This is a genomic window from Bacillus sp. 491mf (assembly GCF_900112415.1).
Classification (GTDB): Bacteria; Bacillota; Bacilli; order Bacillales; family Bacillaceae_G; genus Bacillus_A.
This window is the reverse complement of the sequence record NZ_FOLV01000002.1, coordinates 65,821-83,992: the sequence shown is the minus strand read 5'-3', so window position 1 is coordinate 83,992 and position 18,172 is coordinate 65,821. Positions and strand designations below refer to the sequence as shown.

Annotated in this window: 20 protein-coding genes, 2 pseudogenes and 1 riboswitch; of the genes and pseudogenes, 5 read left to right on the top strand and 17 right to left on the bottom strand. The window is 35.2% G+C overall.

Features of this window, described 5'->3' with window-relative positions; translation table 11 throughout:
* Positions 1–165: 165 nt before the first annotated feature.
* The 6 genes and pseudogenes from nrdF to BM211_RS03180 form a co-directional block, all read right to left on the bottom strand.
* Positions 166–1,134 (bottom strand): class 1b ribonucleoside-diphosphate reductase subunit beta, encoded by a 969-nt coding sequence (nrdF, locus tag BM211_RS03205; protein ID WP_035435408.1) that lies wholly within the window; start codon positions 1,132–1,134, stop codon positions 166–168.
* A 184-nt stretch (positions 1,135–1,318) separates the two neighbouring features.
* Positions 1,319–2,704: pseudogene (locus tag BM211_RS03200) on the bottom strand (ribonucleoside-diphosphate reductase subunit alpha); the annotation flags it as partial.
* Between the two features lie 369 nt (positions 2,705–3,073).
* A pseudogene (locus tag BM211_RS03195) lies at positions 3,074–3,772 on the bottom strand (ribonucleotide reductase N-terminal alpha domain-containing protein); the annotation flags it as partial.
* Positions 3,759–4,118 carry a class Ib ribonucleoside-diphosphate reductase assembly flavoprotein NrdI gene (gene nrdI / locus BM211_RS03190; RefSeq protein ID WP_035435410.1) on the bottom strand — a complete coding sequence of 120 codons (360 nt, stop codon included), beginning with the start codon at positions 4,116–4,118 and terminating at the stop codon, positions 3,759–3,761. The pseudogene BM211_RS03195 and the gene nrdI, both read right to left, overlap by 14 nt.
* Positions 4,119–4,572: 454 nt before the next feature.
* The gene (locus tag BM211_RS03185; protein ID WP_035435412.1) at positions 4,573–4,890 is read right to left on the bottom strand and encodes a hypothetical protein; all 318 of its coding nucleotides are present in this window, start codon (positions 4,888–4,890) and stop codon (positions 4,573–4,575) included.
* Positions 4,891–4,938: 48 nt separating this feature from the next.
* Positions 4,939–5,133 carry a hypothetical protein gene (locus tag BM211_RS03180; protein WP_035435414.1) on the bottom strand — a complete coding sequence of 65 codons (195 nt, stop codon included), beginning with the start codon at positions 5,131–5,133 and terminating at the stop codon, positions 4,939–4,941.
* Positions 5,134–5,539: 406 nt separating this feature from the next.
* Here BM211_RS03180 and BM211_RS03175 point away from each other — a divergent pair, with 406 nt between their 5' ends.
* Positions 5,540–6,097, top strand: coding sequence for a GNAT family N-acetyltransferase (locus BM211_RS03175; protein WP_035435416.1), 558 nt, complete (start codon positions 5,540–5,542; stop codon positions 6,095–6,097).
* 62 nt (positions 6,098–6,159) lie between these two features.
* Here the strand turns inward: BM211_RS03175 and BM211_RS03170 are convergent, their stop codons facing one another.
* Entirely contained in the window at positions 6,160–6,759 is a 600-nt protein-coding gene (locus tag BM211_RS03170; protein WP_035435418.1) for a hypothetical protein, read from the bottom strand.
* A 228-nt stretch (positions 6,760–6,987) separates the two neighbouring features.
* Positions 6,988–7,146, bottom strand: coding sequence for a hypothetical protein (locus BM211_RS26325; protein ID WP_035435420.1), 159 nt, complete (start codon positions 7,144–7,146; stop codon positions 6,988–6,990).
* A 209-nt stretch (positions 7,147–7,355) separates the two neighbouring features.
* On the opposite strand from BM211_RS26325, the gene BM211_RS03160 reads away from it, so the two are divergent.
* Entirely contained in the window at positions 7,356–7,541 is a 186-nt protein-coding gene (locus BM211_RS03160; RefSeq protein ID WP_035435422.1) for a YkvS family protein, read from the top strand.
* A gap of 35 nt (positions 7,542–7,576) precedes the next feature.
* On the opposite strand, the gene queF is transcribed toward BM211_RS03160, so the two are convergent.
* From queF to queC, 4 genes are read right to left on the bottom strand one after another with little or no spacing between them, the layout of a single operon-like run.
* Entirely contained in the window at positions 7,577–8,074 is a 498-nt protein-coding gene (gene queF, locus BM211_RS03155; protein ID WP_035435424.1) for a preQ(1) synthase, read from the bottom strand.
* An 18-nt stretch (positions 8,075–8,092) separates the two neighbouring features.
* On the bottom strand, positions 8,093–8,809 hold the full coding sequence (gene queE / locus BM211_RS03150) for a 7-carboxy-7-deazaguanine synthase QueE (RefSeq protein WP_035435426.1): 717 nt from the start codon (positions 8,807–8,809) through the stop codon (positions 8,093–8,095).
* Positions 8,802–9,296 (bottom strand): 6-carboxytetrahydropterin synthase QueD, encoded by a 495-nt coding sequence (gene queD, locus BM211_RS03145; RefSeq protein WP_035435428.1) that lies wholly within the window; start codon positions 9,294–9,296, stop codon positions 8,802–8,804. The genes queE and queD overlap by 8 nt, the downstream gene beginning before the upstream one ends.
* Entirely contained in the window at positions 9,296–9,958 is a 663-nt protein-coding gene (gene queC, locus BM211_RS03140) for a 7-cyano-7-deazaguanine synthase QueC (RefSeq protein ID WP_035435431.1), read from the bottom strand. The genes queD and queC overlap by 1 nt, the downstream gene beginning before the upstream one ends.
* A gap of 96 nt (positions 9,959–10,054) precedes the next feature.
* Positions 10,055–10,098: riboswitch (PreQ1 riboswitch) on the bottom strand.
* Between the two features lie 234 nt (positions 10,099–10,332).
* Between queC and BM211_RS03135 the strand changes: the two genes are divergently transcribed.
* The gene (locus BM211_RS03135; RefSeq protein WP_035435646.1) at positions 10,333–11,541 is read left to right on the top strand and encodes an ATP-binding protein; all 1,209 of its coding nucleotides are present in this window, start codon (positions 10,333–10,335) and stop codon (positions 11,539–11,541) included.
* A gap of 10 nt (positions 11,542–11,551) precedes the next feature.
* Here BM211_RS03135 and BM211_RS26920 read toward each other — a convergent pair whose 3' ends face one another.
* From BM211_RS26920 to BM211_RS03115, 4 genes are all read right to left on the bottom strand, one after another.
* Positions 11,552–11,668 carry a DUF6254 family protein gene (locus tag BM211_RS26920; RefSeq protein WP_035435434.1) on the bottom strand — a complete coding sequence of 39 codons (117 nt, stop codon included), beginning with the start codon at positions 11,666–11,668 and terminating at the stop codon, positions 11,552–11,554.
* 128 nt (positions 11,669–11,796) lie between these two features.
* On the bottom strand, positions 11,797–12,330 hold the full coding sequence (locus BM211_RS03125) for a DinB family protein (protein WP_035435436.1): 534 nt from the start codon (positions 12,328–12,330) through the stop codon (positions 11,797–11,799).
* Positions 12,331–12,471: 141 nt separating this feature from the next.
* Complete coding sequence (locus tag BM211_RS03120) at positions 12,472–14,166, bottom strand: M3 family oligoendopeptidase (protein ID WP_090995080.1); 1,695 nt, start codon at positions 14,164–14,166, stop codon at positions 12,472–12,474.
* A 382-nt stretch (positions 14,167–14,548) separates the two neighbouring features.
* Positions 14,549–14,995, bottom strand: coding sequence for a MarR family winged helix-turn-helix transcriptional regulator (locus BM211_RS03115; protein WP_035435440.1), 447 nt, complete (start codon positions 14,993–14,995; stop codon positions 14,549–14,551).
* Between the two features lie 149 nt (positions 14,996–15,144).
* On the opposite strand from BM211_RS03115, the gene BM211_RS03110 reads away from it, so the two are divergent.
* Positions 15,145–16,641 carry an ATP-binding protein gene (locus BM211_RS03110; RefSeq protein ID WP_035435442.1) on the top strand — a complete coding sequence of 499 codons (1,497 nt, stop codon included), beginning with the start codon at positions 15,145–15,147 and terminating at the stop codon, positions 16,639–16,641.
* Positions 16,642–16,665: 24 nt separating this feature from the next.
* On the opposite strand, the gene BM211_RS03105 is transcribed toward BM211_RS03110, so the two are convergent.
* The gene (locus BM211_RS03105; RefSeq protein WP_035435446.1) at positions 16,666–16,935 is read right to left on the bottom strand and encodes an aspartyl-phosphate phosphatase Spo0E family protein; all 270 of its coding nucleotides are present in this window, start codon (positions 16,933–16,935) and stop codon (positions 16,666–16,668) included.
* A 439-nt stretch (positions 16,936–17,374) separates the two neighbouring features.
* Between BM211_RS03105 and BM211_RS03100 the strand changes: the two genes are divergently transcribed.
* On the top strand, positions 17,375–18,148 hold the full coding sequence (locus tag BM211_RS03100) for a divergent polysaccharide deacetylase family protein (protein ID WP_035435447.1): 774 nt from the start codon (positions 17,375–17,377) through the stop codon (positions 18,146–18,148).
* The last annotated feature ends 24 nt before the right edge of the window (positions 18,149–18,172 follow it).

Genomic DNA, 18,172 nt, shown 5'->3' with positions numbered 1-18,172 from the left:
TGACATAACTTATTCAATCTCTCATACCACTATATACACATGAAGTGAAACTTTAATCAGTCGAAAAACAACAAATTCATCACATAATAATAACATTTTGTAAACTATACATATCAAAAAAAGCTGCCTTCACATATGAAAGACAGCTTTTTTAATCCTATCTATTTAAAAGCTAAATACGAAATCATCATCTGATAATTTTTCAACATTTGTTGCTTTTACATAACCATTCCCTTTTACAGAGAAGAAATCATGGTTTTTCGTATCTGTACGTAAACCATTTAATACGATTGGGTTAATTTCTTCTTCTTCAAAGTGTGGTTCTAATCCTAAGTTCATTAGCCCTTTATTCGCATTGTAACGAATAAAACGATTTACTTCTTCCACAAGGCCAATTGATGTATAAATTTCCTCTGTATACGCTGTTTCATTGTCATACAGCTCTAATAACAGATCCTTCGTTTCTTTTTGTACTTCTTGTTGTTCTTCGGCAGAAAGCTCTGCAAAAACTTGCTGTGCTAAAATACCGACGAATACGCCGTGGATGGACTCGTCCCGGATTATTAAATTAATAATTTCTCCACTCGCCGTTAATTTTCCTTGCCCTGCTAAATACAGTGGATAGAAGAATCCACTATAGAACAAGTAGCTTTCTAAAAATACACTTGCTACCATTGCCATATATAGCTCTTTTTTCGTTACTTGAGGCTTTAATAAACGACGGTAGTAATTTGTAATGATACTTGATTTTTTCTCAAGTAACGGATGTGTATCTACCCATTCAAAAATTTCATCAATTTCTTCTTCAGTTGCAAGTGTTGTGAAAATATGACTGTAACTTTTCGCATGCACTTCTTCCATAGCTCCCATGAACGCAAGCACACTCTTTGCTTGTAAGTTCTCAAGGTGCACAAGAATCAGCGGCATTCCTTCGCCGCCTTGCTTCGTATCTAGAAGTGTTAATCCCCCTAGTACACGCTTATAAGCAATTTGTTCTTCCTTCGATAACTGCACCCACGTATTTTTGTCAGAAGAAACTGCGATCTCCTCTTCTGTCCAAAACTGAGCGATGTTTTGCTTCCAAAACATTAAACTAAAATCGTCTTCTTTCTTGTTCCAGTTTACCGCGCGCATTGAATCGCCCCTTTATTATATTGTTGCATCTAACGTGCGGTTAAACTTCCATTTCAAAATGAAAATTTAACCGCACGTTAGAACGTAAATTACATAACTAAGCATGAGCAGGGTTTTTCTGACCCTGCTCATGCTGTTTTATATGATAAATATCAATTGTATGCTCTTCTACTAAAAAAATACATTATACTGTGCAGGCTACACACTCTTCCACACTTAATTTACGTGTTCTTGTGTAGTACAAGCTCTTTAATCCTTTTTTATGAGCATAAATATAGTAACGTGCTAATTCACGAGTAGAAATATCACTATTTACATACAGGATTGTACTAATCCCTTGGTCAATATGTTCTTGAATTTCTGTAATTAAATCGATGAGCTTAAACTGATTCATATCGTAAGAAGATTTATAATACCAGAACGTATCTTTTGATAAATACGGCATTGGATAATATGTTGTCGCATTTGCGTACGTTCTTGATTCGATTTGGCTTACGATCGGCATCACTGATGAAGTAGCATTCTGCACGTAACTGATTGATTGTGTAGGTGCAATTGCTAATCTGTATGCGTTATATAAACCATGCTTTCGCACCTGTTCTTTTAAACTTGTCCAATCTTCTTTTGTCGGAACATGAATTCCTTCAAATAACTGCTGAACTTTCTCAGTTGTCGGACTATAATCCGTTGTTTCATACTTCTCAAAGTATGTGCCATTTGCATAATCTGACTTTTCAAAGTCCTTAAAGGTTTCACCTTTCTCTTTTGCAATTTCCATACTTTTTTCAATAGAGTAGTAATTCAACATCATAAAGAATGTACGAGCAAATTCTTTCGCTTCTGCACTTTCATAAGCGATTTTATTTTTCGCTAAATAGCCGTGTAAGTTCATCGCTCCAAGACCAACAGAATGTAGTTCCTCATTTGCTTTTTTCACAGTCGGTGCGTTCGGAATAATTGTCATATCAGAAACAGCCGTTAAAGCTTCCATACCTGCATGAACTGCTTCACGAATTTCTTTATTCTCCATTACGTTCACGATATTTAATGATCCTAAGTTACAGTTAATATCACGACGGATCATGTCATCTGTACCGTAGTCATTGATTTCAGATGTTTCCTGTAGTTGAAAAATTTCTGTACAGAGGTTCGACATCTTCACAGTTCCAATATCCTTTAACGGATGTTGCTTATTCGCATTTGATTTAAACATTAAATATGGATAACCAGACTCAAGCTGAATCATCGCAATTTTAATGAGCATATCGCGTGTACTAATATCAAGCTGCTTCTTTCTGATATTTGGATTGCTCATCAGTTCATCATACATTTCATCAATGTCGATATCATCTAAATGTTTTCCGTACTCTTTATACACTGTATAAGGCGCGAAAACATGGAATGGTTCGTTTTTCTCAGCAAGCTCAAAGAACTTGCTTGGTACGATAATTCCGATGGAAAGAGACTGAATACGGCTCTTCTCGTCGGCATTTATTTTTTTTGTATCGAGGAACTCAATAATGTCCCAATGGAAAATATTTAAATATACAGCTCCGGCACCTTTTCTTTGCATGTTGTTACTCCATACATTTAAAACGTATGGGGAATAGTCATTTCTGCTACCCTCTCTATATCGCTATAGAGTTCAGACCATATCTTCTTCTCACCAAATTCTTTGTTTAGCCATTCATCATATTTTTATTATATATACCATTTGAATTTGGTTTGTTTGAGAAGCCAGGTTCGAGCTATATAGTCGCCTACATAGCTACTTGGTCGTTGAACCTTCTCCTTATCTAACAGACTTAGGAGCTCGGCTGCTGATTTCCTGCAATCTTGGATTTTTAGGGGGCGCTACGTAATTTCTCCGTAGTATCCTACCTCGATATACTCAGGCGTTCCAGCAATTGACCCGGTTTTATAGTTGAGCCATAAGTTAACCCAACTGATTCGCATACGAAAACGAATCTTCAAGCAATTTCATAACTGGTACAACACCACTTGCTGCGTTCTCGATACCTTTAATTTGTTCACCGCGTGCTCGTAGTTTACTCAAGTTGAGCGCTACGCCTCCACCAATCTTACTTAACTGCATCGCTGTATTAATATTAAACCCAATCGAGTTTAAGCTGTCGTCCATCTCTAACAAGAAACAAGACACCATTTCTCCTCTTCTGCTTCTTCCTGCATTTAAAAAGGTTGGTGTCGCTGGTTGATAGTTTTGTTTGACGATCATACTTGCGAATTGCTTCGCCTTCTGAGCGTTTCCTCGTCCTAAGTATAACGATACGATTGCTACGCGATCAGGATAGCTTTCTAAATATTGTTTTTGATCATTCGTTTTTAACGCGTAATCTTTATAAAACTTAGAAGCTGCCATATAAGATTGAAACTCAAACTTTTCGCCGTATGCGATTTCGTATACAGCCTCCACCTCGTCCATCTTATATTCGCTTAACACATCATAGTAGTAGTCATGCTCTAACATATACTCGATGCGATTCGCCACGCTATCAAAAGGAACGGTATTCTCTTTCGCTTCTTCCATAAAGACAGCTAGTGCCTCTTTATCTTTGTGAAGCTGATAGAACCCGTCCTGCATTTGCGTGATCTCATTATTCAATTCAATGTGTCGCAATCTCCAGCACCCTCTCTTTAAAAACTTCTACATCTTTATTTGTTCCAGATAACTCAAATTTTGATACAATTGGCACTTCATATCTCGTTGAAATCTTGTCTGCACTTGCCCCAAACATATCTCCCCAATTACGATTTCCGCTTGCAGATACTCCTTTTAAACGTTCATGATTACGTTCTAAAAATTTCAAAACACGTTCCGGCACATTTCCAAAACCTGTTGTATACGTAATAAGGACAAATTCTTCATCTAATACGAGATTTTCATTGATTTGAACGGCCGGCATATTTAATTTGTGAATGAAACGCTTCACGTTTCCTGTCATAGAATCATATGCAACTAACATCTCCGACCCTCCTTTTACATCTTTTCACGTCATGTTCGCCCTTGATGAATTCTCTATATATTGTATTACTTTTTAAAAAAGGACACAAGATATATGTATAATTTCTTTCTTTTTAAAAATTTATTTTTTCGACAAAAAAGGCCGCTCTTTATACAATACAAAGAATATGAAACAACATTCTAAAACACATGTCAATAAAGTGTATTTCAAAAAAGTTGTCAACGGATTTACCCACATTTCCAAAAAAGTTCCTCTTATCAAATTGTCAAAAAAGAAAACATAAATGCGAAATCTATTTCTCATTTGTCAAAAAAAAACGAACAGTTCCCTTATTAGAAACTGTTCGAAACCGGTTACATATTATATATAAACTAGAACCCTTTTTAGGGAAATAGGAGCGTCTGACCGCACATAGAAACGGTCAGAGCTTTTTCCCTACCGCACTCGTGTAATCCTATTCTTGAAGTTCTACACGCACGATATCGCTCAAAAATATATGATGGAAAATTTCATCTTTACATTGCATCGTAAAAACAGGTGATTCATCATCGAAATACGCAATCGTACCTTTAACTTTTTGAATCGAATTTTGTAGTTTTGCTATTACAAGCACACTTTGTTCGTGTTCGTATGCTTTTTTTAATTGCTCCATGATTTCCTTCATTCGCTTGCGCTTCTCCGGAAACATAACCATCCCAACAAATTTTCTTCCTTTCTCATCTTTCCAAAAACAGTCCCAATGCGGAAGTATTCCTTGTTTAAACTCTCCCAAATAAACTTCTCTCCTTTCTCGTCATCCGGCTCTTAATAATTCTTTTCCTTACGAGCGCGGTGTTTCCATATATGTATAAATGATCTTTCCATCATGCTGTGCGTTACCTCGAAAATATTTAAAGTCTTCTCGCGCTACTAAAACTTCGCGAAATGTATAAAACACTTCTTTTGTTACAATATATTCTTGTATTTCTTTATTTTTAAGCTGATCTAAAATTATATTTACTTGTTGTTTATCCATACAAATCACCTCTCTGTCGTATTCTTATTTCACGACTACCTTTGAATATATCCAATAGATCCTATTTCAGCAAATCATTTTTTATCCCGCATTAACGGGCAGTAATACTCCCGCCTCAAAATTCAGTGGATGCATTGTCCAGCTCTAGCGGCTAGAATCTCCGGCCGTTTCGCCCCCTCGGACGAGGCAAAAAGCGCCTCTCTGTCAGGGGCGTGGGCGTCCTGCGATTCTGAGCGAGCCGCTTCCGCTTTTCTTAAGAAGTAAGGTGGGAGATAAACTGCCCGTAAAAGCCCGATTGGTGAGGGCTGATAATCAGTGGGGGATGAAGAAAACCCCCACTGATTAAAGTTTCACTTTATCGTGCTCCCTCTTATGATACAATAAAATAGATATTAGGAGGGGTAACATGATTCGGAAAGCAAAACAAACAGATGCTAAAGCAATTTCTCCTTTATTGTACAACGCACTTCATGAAATTGCTGAAAAATTGACAGGCGGCACAAACGAAACGGAAGTTCTAGAAGGTTTAGAATATTGGTTTACGAAAAAGCAAAACCGACTCAGTTATGAAAATTGTTTTGTTGCAGAACGAGATGGAAAGGCTGTTGGTATTATTGTATCCTACCACGGAAGTGACGCAACGAAACTAGATAACAAAATCGTAAATCGATTACGAGATGTGAAACAAGATTCTTCTATTATATTAGAAAAAGAAGCAGAAGAAGATGAATATTATATTGATACTTTATCTGTTTCTTCTAAATATGGCGGACAAGGTATCGGTTCAAAATTAATTTCTACAGCTGAAACACATGCTCAAAAAAAGGGGCATGAAAAAATTGCATTACTAGTAAACTTAGAAAACAAATCTGCGTTTTCTCTTTATAAAAAACTCGGTTATAAACAAGATAACACACTTTCACTTGTGGGCGAACCATATGCTCACTTAATTAAACAAATATAATAAAACGGCACAATTAATCATAATTGTGCCGTTTTATTATGGAGTATGATACTTATCTTACTTTATGTATATGTTACAAATACATTCCCTTCCATTACTTCATGGAAAGTATAAATTGTACATCCAAACGGCTCATTATGAAATTGCAGTGGTCCACGCCAGCCCCGCGTACGTAACTCTTTCCCTATCATCGTATTAAAATAACTATGCCCAATAAGGCTAATCCGCTGATATACATTGGCATACCCAACTAACATATCGGCTGCTTGTTTCGCTCTTCTTTGTACTTCTATATAAGATTCAACATCCTTCGAATAACCAACCGTCCAAAATGCTCGGCCTAAAAAAAGCCATACTTCTGGTTTACACTTTATCCAATTCGGAACAGGTAAACTTGAAGGAACAGCAGCTTCGCGAAAAAGGGCATTCTGTATAAACATAACGCTGCTAGTCAACATCGCCCCTGATTGAACAGCTATTTTTTGATCACTTGAAACGATAAATTTAGAGGATTCTACCACTTCTATCGTTTCAAGTGGAATTTCTATTTCTCCCACAATACCTTCATGCTCGTATCTTTGCTGCCATACTTGAAATTCCTGCATTGTAATCGCTTTCTTTTGAACACTAGAGCTTCCATGACGTATGAAAGAAATTTGCATCTTTCTCACTCTCCGTTCAACATTTTTCTACATATATATCCATTTTAATTTTTCGCCATCTTTGTCTAGACGGGCCTAAACAGTCGGCTCCGCACAATACAACATGACCGCTACCTGCTGCTTTAAACCTTGCCGAAGGCCCTGACCGTTGCTATGCATAGCCAGATGCTCTCGCCCCCTAAAAAAAGTAAGGGTTTTTATGTCGATTTATTTAGAAACACACTTATATCATCCAGCACTTCCATCTTCATGACTAGAATAAGAAGAAATGCTATCAGCTCCCTCATAGTATATGTATGTTTCATGTTCACGAATCATTTTTAATTTCGTATATGCAAATAAAAACAACACAATAGCTATAAAGCTTCCTATAATCTCAAATACCATATAATCGTCTCCGTTTCATAACACTCCTATATTCACCTTACAATAAATACGAGATTGATACTATAAATTAATTGTGAAAAATTAGGATTTTTTTCAAAAAAATATCATGGAAACATTTACAAAATGGGAAATTTCGTTCACAATAAAGAAAAATACAAAAAACGAAACTTGTTCTCTTTTTCGTAAAAATGTAACAGGGAGAGTTGCTTATGAAAATCGCAGAAGCTGGAGATATCATTGAATTTAAAAACGGTTTACAAGGGCGCGTTCAAAAAGTAAATAAAAACTCCGTTATCGTTGATGTAACAATTATGGATAATTTCAGAAATTTAGATATGGAACCTCTTACTGTTGTAAATCATAAAAACTATAAAATTCTTACACGACATACATAGAACACTAGAAAAGAGGGGGCAAGCCCCCTCTTTTCTTAACGATTATCTACTGTTTCTGGATATAAATCATGATTCATTAAACGATATTCAGCCATTTTTTCATATTTTGTACCAGGGCGTCCATAGTTACAATATGGATCAATCGAAATACCGCCGCGTGGTGTAAATTTGCCCCATACTTCAATATAGCGTGGATCCATTAGTTTAATTAAGTCATTCATAATGACATTCATACAATCTTCATGGAAATCTCCATGGTTGCGGAAACTAAATAAATATAATTTTAAAGATTTACTCTCTACCATTTTTTGTTCCGGAATATAGCTAATATAAATTGTCGCAAAATCTGGTTGTCCTGTTTTTGGGCATAAACTTGTAAACTCTGGACAATTAAATTTTACAAAATAATCGCGATTTGGGTGATTATTATCAAACGTCTCTAAAATTTCTGGGCTATATTCAAATAAATATTTTGTATTTTGATTTCCTAATAATGTTACATCTTTTAAATCTTCATCTTTTCTTCCAGTCATCTAAAATTCTCCCTTCACTTATACACCGCGTTTATTCCCCCACACTAAAGCGTGGAGCTGCGGTAATACTTTCGCATCATTCATTTCCTTACATTGCACTGCTTTATCAATAAGCCACTCATATTTCATAAGAAGACGCTCAATTAATGAAGTATCATCCGTCGTCTTCGTATCATCATTGCCAACTTGCAAGAAAAACGGAACGTGCGGATAACGTTCATGCACTTCTTTTGCGTATACAAAATCTTGATCATCAAATACAACTACTTTTAGGCTTATATTTTTTCCATCTAACTTATCTATAATAGAATCTAACATAGCAAAATTCGTTATCATTGTTGAGCTCGGTGGTTTTGGCGAAATTGTTACTTCGTCTATAGCAAGTAACCAATCTTGCCACTTACTTCCTTGCGTTTCAACTGCTGTACGAATCCCCTTTTGTTGTAATAACGAAATGAATGCCCCTAAATGCTTTAACAAGGCAGGATTCCCACCTGAAATCGTTACATGCGAGAAATTTTCTCCACCAATTTGCACTAGTTCAGAAAAAATCTCTTCTGGCGACATTTGACGAATTTGCTCTTTTGCCGAACCATCCCATGTAAATGCAGAATCACACCAGGCACAGCTATAATCACAACCTGCTGTGCGAACAAACATTGTTTTTTGCCCAACAACCATTCCTTCTCCTTGAATTGTCGGCCCAAAAATCTCTAATACAGGAATGTTACTCACCCATCATCCACTCCCGTCTTACTTCTGCATAGCTTGTTGGTGTTTCAAACAGGCGCACAAACTCAACACGCGCCCCTTTATATTCATTTTGCCTGGCACCTTTTGTTAACGCCTCTTCCATTTTCTCAAAAATCCATACAACCATATTTTCAGCAGTTGTATTCATAGCTGGAAGTGTTTCATTTAAGTAACGATGATCTAAATATATTTCAATTTCATTTTTCCAAATTTCCTTTATATCACCAAAATCAATCGCTAGACCAATTTCATTGACATAACCACTAATTCCGAAAATTACTTTATACGTATGGCCATGAAGGTTTTTACATTTCCCTTCATAACAGTGCAAATGATGGGCAGCATCAAATGTAAATTCTTTGCTCACCATAACACGCTTATTATGATACTTTAGTTGCTTACGCTCAATGTCCTGATCTATTTTTTGTAAATTTTCAACAATGCGAAATCCAAAGAAGTCTTGTGTCATTATGCTTTCGCTCCTTCACGCTCTTGTACATACTTATCAAGTCCTGCACTGCGAAGCTGACACGCTGGACATTCACCGCAACCATCACCAATCACTCCGTTATAGCACGTTAACGTTTTTTCACGGACAAATTCAAATGCTCCAAGTTCGTCTGCCAATTTCCATGTTTCAGCTTTATCAATCCACATAAGTGGTGTATGAATAACGAATGGATAATCCATCGATAAATTTAGTGTAACATTTAGCGATTTCACAAACACATCACGGCAATCTGGATAGCCGCTAAAGTCTGTTTCACACACACCTGTTACAATATGGCGTGCCCCTACTTGTTTCGCTAACACAGCTGCAAACGATAAAAACAATAAGTTACGTCCATCCACAAATGTCGACGGCAACTCGCCATCTTCATGGGTAATTTCCATATCTGTACGCGTTAACGCATTAGGAGCGAGCTGGTTTAACAAACTCATATCAAGCACAGTATGCTTTACACCTAATTCTTTTGCGATTTCTGCCGCACAGTCGATTTCGAGCTTATGACGTTGATTATAATTAAACGTCACTGTTTCTACTTCTTCAAACTGTTCTAGCGCCCAAAATAAACATGTTGTACTATCTTGACCACCACTAAAAACAACAACTGCTTTTTCCTTTTTCATTTCACTCATTCTCCTCTATTCTCGATTCCAAGAAGAAAGAGCGTTCTTGAACTGTCATACTAAAAAAAACAAAACAATACCTAAAAGGATATTGTTCTCTTCATAGTTTTTTATAGAGGGAGTTCGCGAACCTCTCCCATGCTAGGCATGGATTGTCTTCTTTAACTTTCACATTACATTGTAACATACCGAGTAGATGTGTGAAAAACGTCTATTTTTTCTGTTTTTTCAAAAAATAACATTTCATTTTCTTCCATATTAATAGTATGATAATTTTATATATCAAACCTTTTATTTCTCGGTACAAGGAGGTTTTTAACCTGAAGCTTTTTATTATGTACCTCTTCATAAATATATTATTTATTTTAGTTACAATGTTAATTTATCACTCATTTTGGAGTGAAAAGGGAAATCGCTCTCCAAAGCTCAATTCGTTTGTATTTATTCTCTCCTGCAGCATTATCACTATTGTTTGTATGTCATTTGCTGCAAAAGTTGATTACGGTTTTCAATTTGACTTCCGACATATCGTGCTCGTTGTCGGAACATTATCGGGAGGACCAATAGCAGGCGGTGCCATTTTAGGTGTTATGAACCTTTATCGTTTTTTTATTGGCGGCAGCGGCTTCATACCTTCACTTATTGCCTCTATTATTTTGTACATTTTTCTCTTTACTACATACAAAATATATATAAAAGGGAAAATCAAAACAAAAATGTATTTAGCTTTTTTCTACAGCCTTATTTACGGTATTGGCTGGATTCCCTATTTTCTATCTATCGTTCCAAACCCAAAGGACTATACATCTTATTTTATTATATATGAGTTATGCACAATTATAGGAACGATCTTAATTTTATACTTAATGGACGTTTTACAATCACAAGTCCGTTTTGCAAAAGAACTTGTGAACGCCGAAAAATTTCAACTCATCGGTGAAATGGCTGCTTCTATTTCACATGAAATTCGAAATCCACTTACATCAACAAGAGGATTTCTTCAATTGCTACAATCAAAAAGCCATTCAGAACAAGAAAAACTGTTATATTTAGACATCGCTATGCGCGGTATTGATCAAGCAAACCATGTATTAACAGACTACTTAACATTTGCAAAACCAAGTATTGAAAAAGTCCAAATATTACAGTTGGAAGAAGAATTACTTCATGCAATTACGCTCATGACTCCATTAGCAAACCTTTCTAACGTTTGTATACATTATACGAAACAAAGTAAAACATTTTATATAATGGGAGAAAAACAAAAGCTCAATCAATGCCTTTTAAACATTATAAAAAACTGTATTGAAGCAATGCCAAATGGCGGGGACCTTACAGTTACTGTAACACCTGCTAATAAACACATCCAATTACATATTCAAGATACAGGAATCGGTATGGACGCCGAACAAGTAAAACGCCTTGGTTCACCTTTCTATTCTACAAAAGAAAAGGGAACAGGTCTTGGAATGATGGTTGTCTTTAGTATTATAAAAGCAATGAACGGAAAGATTGACATCTCTAGCAAGAAGAACATCGGAACAACTTTTCTTCTTACATTCCCCTTAACGAAAAAAACGTGATGCAGGTGCATCACGTTTTTTTCGTTTCCTCTACAAGTTCCGCAAAAGCCTTCACTTTCCCATGCTGCGGCGGCTGTTCTTTTCGCGCTTTCCATTGCCTTTCTTGCTCCCGTTTTTTATTTCCCATTATTTCAACTCCTTTTCAGATGTCCTTATATATGTTCCAACATATGAAGGAGGAATATACATATACTGAGTGGTACAAAAACGATAAAAAATCCATCAGCTAGTTAATCAACTGATGGAAGTTTCACTTTATCTTTGTAAAATTGCATGTTTCGCTTCTTTTAATTGTGTTAGATGACGCTGTTCATGTAAATCTAAAAATTGCACCCATTGATATAAATTAAGCTCATCAAGTACAGGATGTTTGAGCGATTTTTCGAATAGTTCTTTTTCATTTACAATACTATGAAGAACATGTAACAGCTTTTCTCTTGAACTTTGCAGCAATTGTATCATTTGTGTTTTTTTCATTAATGTTTCTGTTGGTTGCATTTGTTGAGGGGCTTCTCTCTTTCTTGTTCGATCGAGTGTAACTTGAAGGTCTTTTGGCGGAACAACTTTTCTTTCAGTTTTATGAAGTCCATATACTATAGCAGATGTAACGGATTGTTCAACAAGGTGAAGGTGATGTAACACTTGCATAATGCTCCATTTATCACGGCGTGGTTTCATATTAATTTCTGTATCGCTTAACATTTCAATTTCTGATAAAATCATTTGTCTCGTAGATGCCATTCCACGTAACAACGTTTCCATATTCATATTTGCATAAGATTGCATCATAATTTATCCCCCCTTATTTTGTTAAAAAGAGGCGCTTCTATTTCAGAAACACCTCTCACTTAATTATTCTAAATTTTCTTTTATTATCTCATTTTTCCCAATTTTTGTCGATTGTAAATCTATAAAAAATAGTGAATATTTTTACAATTCTGTGTCATCTACTCCGTTTAACCAAGTATGAATTTCATCGATAACACCTTTCACACACCCATCTGCAAATGGTGATGTTAAATTTGCTACATCAACTAATTGTAAGAATGATTTACTACCACCTTGACGACAAAGATGAACGTAATCATCCCATGCCTCTTGACGATTCTCTCTAGAACGCTTCCAAAATTGGAATGCACAAATTTGTGCTAACGTATAATCAATGTAATAAAATGGTGAATTATAAATATGTGCTTGGCGTTGCCAAAAGCCGCCGCGCTCTAAATAATCATTCTCTTCGTAATCACGATGTGGTAAGTACTTTCTTTCAATATTACGCCACGCTTCTTTCCGCTCAGCTGGTGATGCTTCTGGATGTTCATATACAAAATGCTGGAATTCATCAACAGATACACCATATGGTAAAAATAGCAACGCTGAACTTAAATGTGAGAAATAATATTTCTCTACATCTTCCTCAAAAAATAATTTCATCCATGGCCATGTGAAAAATTCCATACTCATAGAATGAATTTCACACGCTTCATATGTTGGCCAGTTATATTCTGGAATTTCATAATGGCGGCTTTCATACACTTGGAAAGCATGTCCCGCTTCATGTGTTAACACATCAATGTCACCGGATGTTCCGTTAAAGTTTGAGAAAATAAACGGCGCTTTATAGTTTTCAATATATGTACAATAGCCTCCGCCAGCTTTTCCTTTTTTCGCAACAAGATCTAGTAAATTATTTTCTAACATGAAATTGAAAAATGTATTTGTCTCTTCTGACAATTCTTTATACATTGTTTTACCATGATTTACAATCCAGTCCGCATCACCTTTTGGCACTGCATTACCAGATGGATATTCAAAGTTCTCATCATAATAAGCAAGCTTTTCTACTCCAATACGAGCCTGTTGCTTTTGTCTAAGTTCAGTTGCAACAGGTACAATATAATCAAGTACTTGTTTACGGAAGTTTGCAACCATCTCTGCATTATAGTCCGTACGATACATTCTTGCATATCCAAGCTCGACAAAATTATTAAAACCAAGTTTCTTTGCAATTGTCGTTCTTACCTTTACAAGTTCATCATAAATACGATCTAACTCTTCTTCATGCTCTGCTAAATATCCATAATATGCTTCACTTGCTTGTTTACGCATATTACGATCTCTGTTCTCCATAAACGGAACAAGTTGTGATAGTGTTCGTTCTTCTCCTTCAAACACAATTTTAGCTGCCGCCAATAACTGTGTGTACCCAGAAGACAACTTGTTCTCTAACTGTAAATCTGCTACTACTTCATCAGAGTATGTTTTCATTTCAGCCTCTGCGAGTGCAAATAACTGTATACCATAATATTCTTCTAATTGTTTACGAAATGGCGATTGTGTTAATGCCTCGTAATACTTTGTCACATACCCTTTCACAATTGGTGAATATTCATCAAAGAAATCTTGTTCTTCTTTATAAAATTCATCCGTCGTATCGACACTATGACGAATGTAACATACGTTATACATCGTGCTAAAGTCATTGCGAATCTCATTAATCTGTGCAATTACTTCTTTTTGTTCTTCCATTGTTTTAGCATTCTTAAACTCTTGTAAAGTCGCTGTAAACTTATCATTCACTTCATCCATATTTGGACGTTTGTATTCATAATTCTCAAATGACATAGAAATAGCCCCTTTCTTTTCTAAAAAACATTCCCTTACTATAATTCCATATATTTCGTAAATTCCCTTTATTCATTGGGAATTTTCACTCTACTTATTCTTATAGATACCCTTACATCAGTACGTACTAAATTCTTTCTTTATTCACTCTACATCTTAATCTATAGAAATCCATTTTGATTTTCCGGCACATAGATCGCTTGACCTGCACTCGCATGTGGCAAAAATAAGCCCTGACCGCTTTTATGCATGGGCAAACGCTCTCGCCCACCTCAAAAGAAAGAGGGTTTTTATGTCGTTTTTTCAATTTGCATTTATATAGTTACCGCCTGCAGTCACAGAAATAACAAAAAACTTTGAATGAATAGTTCAAAGTTTTTTATTATTTCTCATATTTCCCTATCTTTTTTAACAAAGCTATGAGTTGATCTTTTTCATCATTTGATAACATATGTAATGAATCATGTATGACTTCCTCATGATTCGGAAAGATATTAGAAATTAATTGTATCCCTCGTTCCGTTAAATAAGCGTAAATAACACGACGGTCATTTTGGCTAGGCTTTCGCTCAACAAGTCCTTTTTTCTCTAGTTTATCAATAACATATGTAATACTACCACTTGCAATTAAAATCCTTTCTCCAATTTGCTGCAATGGTTGAGTTCCCTTATGGTATAACAGTTCTAGTACAGCAAACTCGGTTGGATTTAATCCATTGCTTTGAATAGACTTATTGGCAGTATCCATTACAGAGCGGTGCACACGTGATAAAGCAATAAATAGTTTTAACGATTTAGAAACATCTTCTCTTTCATACTGAGATGTCATAACACTTCCATCCTTTACTAAATTTCTTTTCAAATAAAGATTATAAAAAACACTGCCCGCTTCAACATATTACAACAAAAAGCTACAAAAACACTACACATTTCAGAATGTTTTTATATAATAAATATAAAAACAAAAGGAGAAGCATTTTGAACGTAAAACTCCGCAACACATTTATATATATTTTGCTTGTTATATTGCCAACCCTTTGTATTAGTTCTCTCTTGTTTTTGTACGAAAAATATACATTGGAAAAAGAAAATAAACAAGCAGCTCATTCCGCCGTCTTTTTATATAGAGACTACTTAGATCGTTATCTAGGTGAAGCAACCTCTGCATTAGAAATGCTTGCGTTAGTTATTAGCACAAAAGCACAAAACGATACTGAAATACAACAAGTTCTCCATAGTACAGATGGAACCGTTGAACGATTTGATGGCCTGTATTATGCTCATACGGATTTGAAAGTTTCATTATCATCATCGGGATTAAAAGTTCCTATCGATATTACTGATCGTTCTTACGCAACTGAAACTTTGAACAATAAACAGACAACGGTTTCATCTGCAATTACAGATCGTGCTTCTGGCCATAAAGTGATTGTGATTTCCACTCCTGTTTTCAATAAAAACAAAGATGTTTCCGGGCTGCTATTAGCAACCCTACGGTTTGACTATATTGCAACGTCTTTAAATGCGATTAAACCAAAATATCACTTTGAAGTACTGGATAAGTATGGCGTTACATTTTTACACGATAATAATCCAAATTTTGCCCTAAGACAAACAAAACAAATGACTATTCCATTAACAAGATTACCGTGGAGCGTTGCTATTTATCCATTACCTATTAAAGAAACCATTTTATATCGTAACGTATTTACGGAAAGTTTAATAACATTATTTCTTATGACTATTTTATTTTTAGTTATAAAATACATTCTTCTAAAAAGACAAACAAAATTAGAGAGAAAGCAAAATGAATTACAAAAACTAGAATTAGTTGGTTCTTTCGCTGCAAGTACAGCTCACGAAATCCGCAATCCTCTTACAGGTATTAACGGGCTCATTACTCTTTTAAAAGAAACACATACAAATGAAAAAGACCAATTTTATTTTTCTGTTATTGAGAAGGAAATTGAAAGGATTAATGAGATTGTCAGTGAGTTCCTTATTCTTGGGAAACCAACTGCTATTATTGAAAAAACATACGATTTAAGAGACATTGTAAAAGAAGTTTCGTTAATTATTCAATCAGAGGCAAATTTACATAACGTTGAACTTTCCATACGTATGCCTGAACATTCAATTCCGATACGTTGTTCAAACGATCATATTAAACAAATTATTTTAAATATTACAAAAAATTCTTTTGAAGCAATGTCATTAGGAGATTCATTGACAATTACAATTGATGCAAGTGAAAATACAGCACAATTACAAATTAAAGACACTGGAAAAGGAATTCCTAAACACATTCAAAAACAAATTTTCCATCCGTTTTTCACAAATAAAGATACAGGAACGGGACTAGGCCTTGTCGTATGCAAAAGAATCATTGAAATTTATAATGGTCAAATTACGATTGAAAGTACAGAAAATATTGGAACAACAGTATACATTCTACTCCCGCTCTATTCACGGTAATCATCCCTTTTCTTCATGGGATGATTACTTTATAAATGTTGTCCAAATTGCATGCGATTTCTCATTGTACGTCACTTTGAAAAGTAATGTTTTTATCATTAAAAACCATTTTGATACCTTCTTCTCTTTGTAACGCTGATATTTCACAATAAGCGCGTCCAATTCTTGACTTACTTGAATTGTCTCCAAGCTATTAAATCCACTTGTAAGTCCTAAATGAATCATTTCTTCGCGCTTCACATGAATATCATACAAAAGCTTGTCCATTGTAGATTTTCTTTTTACTACAAACATGTATATCCCCCTCGATATCCTTTCATAATTTGTATTCCATCCTTATTAAGAATGAAACTTTCTGTTTCTCTCCTTATTAAGTACAAACGTTCAGAAAATTTAACATTTTCTCCCTATAATTTACAAATCTTTATCCTCACCTTGAGAATTATTACAAATTATTCTATCTTTGTAAATACATTCGCAATAATAGACATTTTTTTTATATTATTTTAATGAAAATCCCTATCAAACGGAGAATTTCTGCTTTTTACAATTTTATTTTCGACATTTTGTGCGTTTAAATTCATTCAAAACGTAAACGATAACAGTAAATTAGCAGTTACACCGCACCAACGATCTCAATTGGTTCAACTAATCATCAGGCGATGAAAGCCCCCACTGATTAAAGTTTCACTTTATTATGGATGCTTTGTATTATACGAAGGGAGAATTGTACATGCGAAAATATATAATTATTTTTTTCCTTACCGCACTACTGCCAATCGTAACTTTTTCTGTACCAGCGTCTGCTCACACAAATAAAGTAGCGATTGTCATTGATGACTTTGGAAATAATATGAAAGGAACGGAAAAAATGTTATCACTGCCTATCCCGTTAACTGTCGCAGTTATGCCATTTCTTCCATCTACAAAACAAGACGCGGCGTCTGCTCATCAAAAAGGACACGAAGTTATTATTCATATGCCAATGGAACCGGTAAAAGGAAAAAAAGAGTGGCTTGGCCCAAATGCAATTACAACCGATTTAAGTGATGCTGAAATTAAAAGTCGTATCAAACAGGCAATTAAAGAAGTTCCATTCGCAATTGGAATGAACAATCATATGGGGTCAAAAGTAACTGCTGATGAAAGAGTAATGCGCATTATACTATCCGTTTGTAAAGAGCATGGTCTATTTTACTTAGATAGTAAAACTAGTCCACACAGCGTTGTAAAAAAAATTGGCGAAGAGATCGGCGTTCCTATTGCCGAAAATAAACTATTTTTTGATGATTTATATACTTCAGCTCACGTAACGAAACAAGCCAATATTCTCTTACAAAAAGTAAGAACTGAACCTGTTATGGTAGCGATTGGTCACGTTGGGCCTCCAGGAGAAATTACATCTTCTGTCATTAAATCTTATATTCCTAAAATTCAAGAAAAGGCCGATTTTATCTTCTTATCTGATCTTGTATCGCCAATTCCACCTGTCTCTTCACAAAAATAGAGAGAGGCTTTCGCCTCCCTCTAT

Bases quoted from the DNA above. Each gene is read 5' to 3' on its own strand.
- queC (WP_035435431.1), bottom strand. From the start codon at position 9,958: ATGAAAAAGGAAAAAGCAGTTGTTGTTTTTAGTGGTGGTCAAGATAGT.
- BM211_RS03115 (WP_035435440.1), bottom strand. From the start codon at position 14,995: ATGACATCTCAGTATGAAAGAGAAGATGTTTCTAAATCGTTAAAACTA.
- queD (WP_035435428.1), bottom strand. From the start codon at position 9,296: ATGACACAAGACTTCTTTGGATTTCGCATTGTTGAAAATTTACAAAAA.
- BM211_RS03125 (WP_035435436.1), bottom strand. From the start codon at position 12,330: ATGATGCAATCTTATGCAAATATGAATATGGAAACGTTGTTACGTGGA.
- BM211_RS26920 (WP_035435434.1), bottom strand. From the start codon at position 11,668: ATGGGAAATAAAAAACGGGAGCAAGAAAGGCAATGGAAAGCGCGAAAA.
- BM211_RS03170 (WP_035435418.1), bottom strand. From the start codon at position 6,759: ATGCAAATTTCTTTCATACGTCATGGAAGCTCTAGTGTTCAAAAGAAA.
- BM211_RS03175 (WP_035435416.1), top strand. From the start codon at position 5,540: ATGATTCGGAAAGCAAAACAAACAGATGCTAAAGCAATTTCTCCTTTA.
- BM211_RS03180 (WP_035435414.1), bottom strand. From the start codon at position 5,133: ATGGATAAACAACAAGTAAATATAATTTTAGATCAGCTTAAAAATAAA.
- BM211_RS03105 (WP_035435446.1), bottom strand. From the start codon at position 16,935: ATGTTTGTAGTAAAAAGAAAATCTACAATGGACAAGCTTTTGTATGAT.
- BM211_RS03160 (WP_035435422.1), top strand. From the start codon at position 7,356: ATGAAAATCGCAGAAGCTGGAGATATCATTGAATTTAAAAACGGTTTA.
- BM211_RS03135 (WP_035435646.1), top strand. From the start codon at position 10,333: ATGTTAATTTATCACTCATTTTGGAGTGAAAAGGGAAATCGCTCTCCA.
- queF (WP_035435424.1), bottom strand. From the start codon at position 8,074: ATGACTGGAAGAAAAGATGAAGATTTAAAAGATGTAACATTATTAGGA.
- nrdI (WP_035435410.1), bottom strand. From the start codon at position 4,118: ATGTTAGTTGCATATGATTCTATGACAGGAAACGTGAAGCGTTTCATT.
- BM211_RS26325 (WP_035435420.1), bottom strand. From the start codon at position 7,146: ATGGTATTTGAGATTATAGGAAGCTTTATAGCTATTGTGTTGTTTTTA.
- BM211_RS03120 (WP_090995080.1), bottom strand. From the start codon at position 14,166: ATGTCATTTGAGAATTATGAATACAAACGTCCAAATATGGATGAAGTG.
- nrdF (WP_035435408.1), bottom strand. From the start codon at position 1,134: ATGCGCGCGGTAAACTGGAACAAGAAAGAAGACGATTTTAGTTTAATG.
- BM211_RS03100 (WP_035435447.1), top strand. From the start codon at position 17,375: ATGCGAAAATATATAATTATTTTTTTCCTTACCGCACTACTGCCAATC.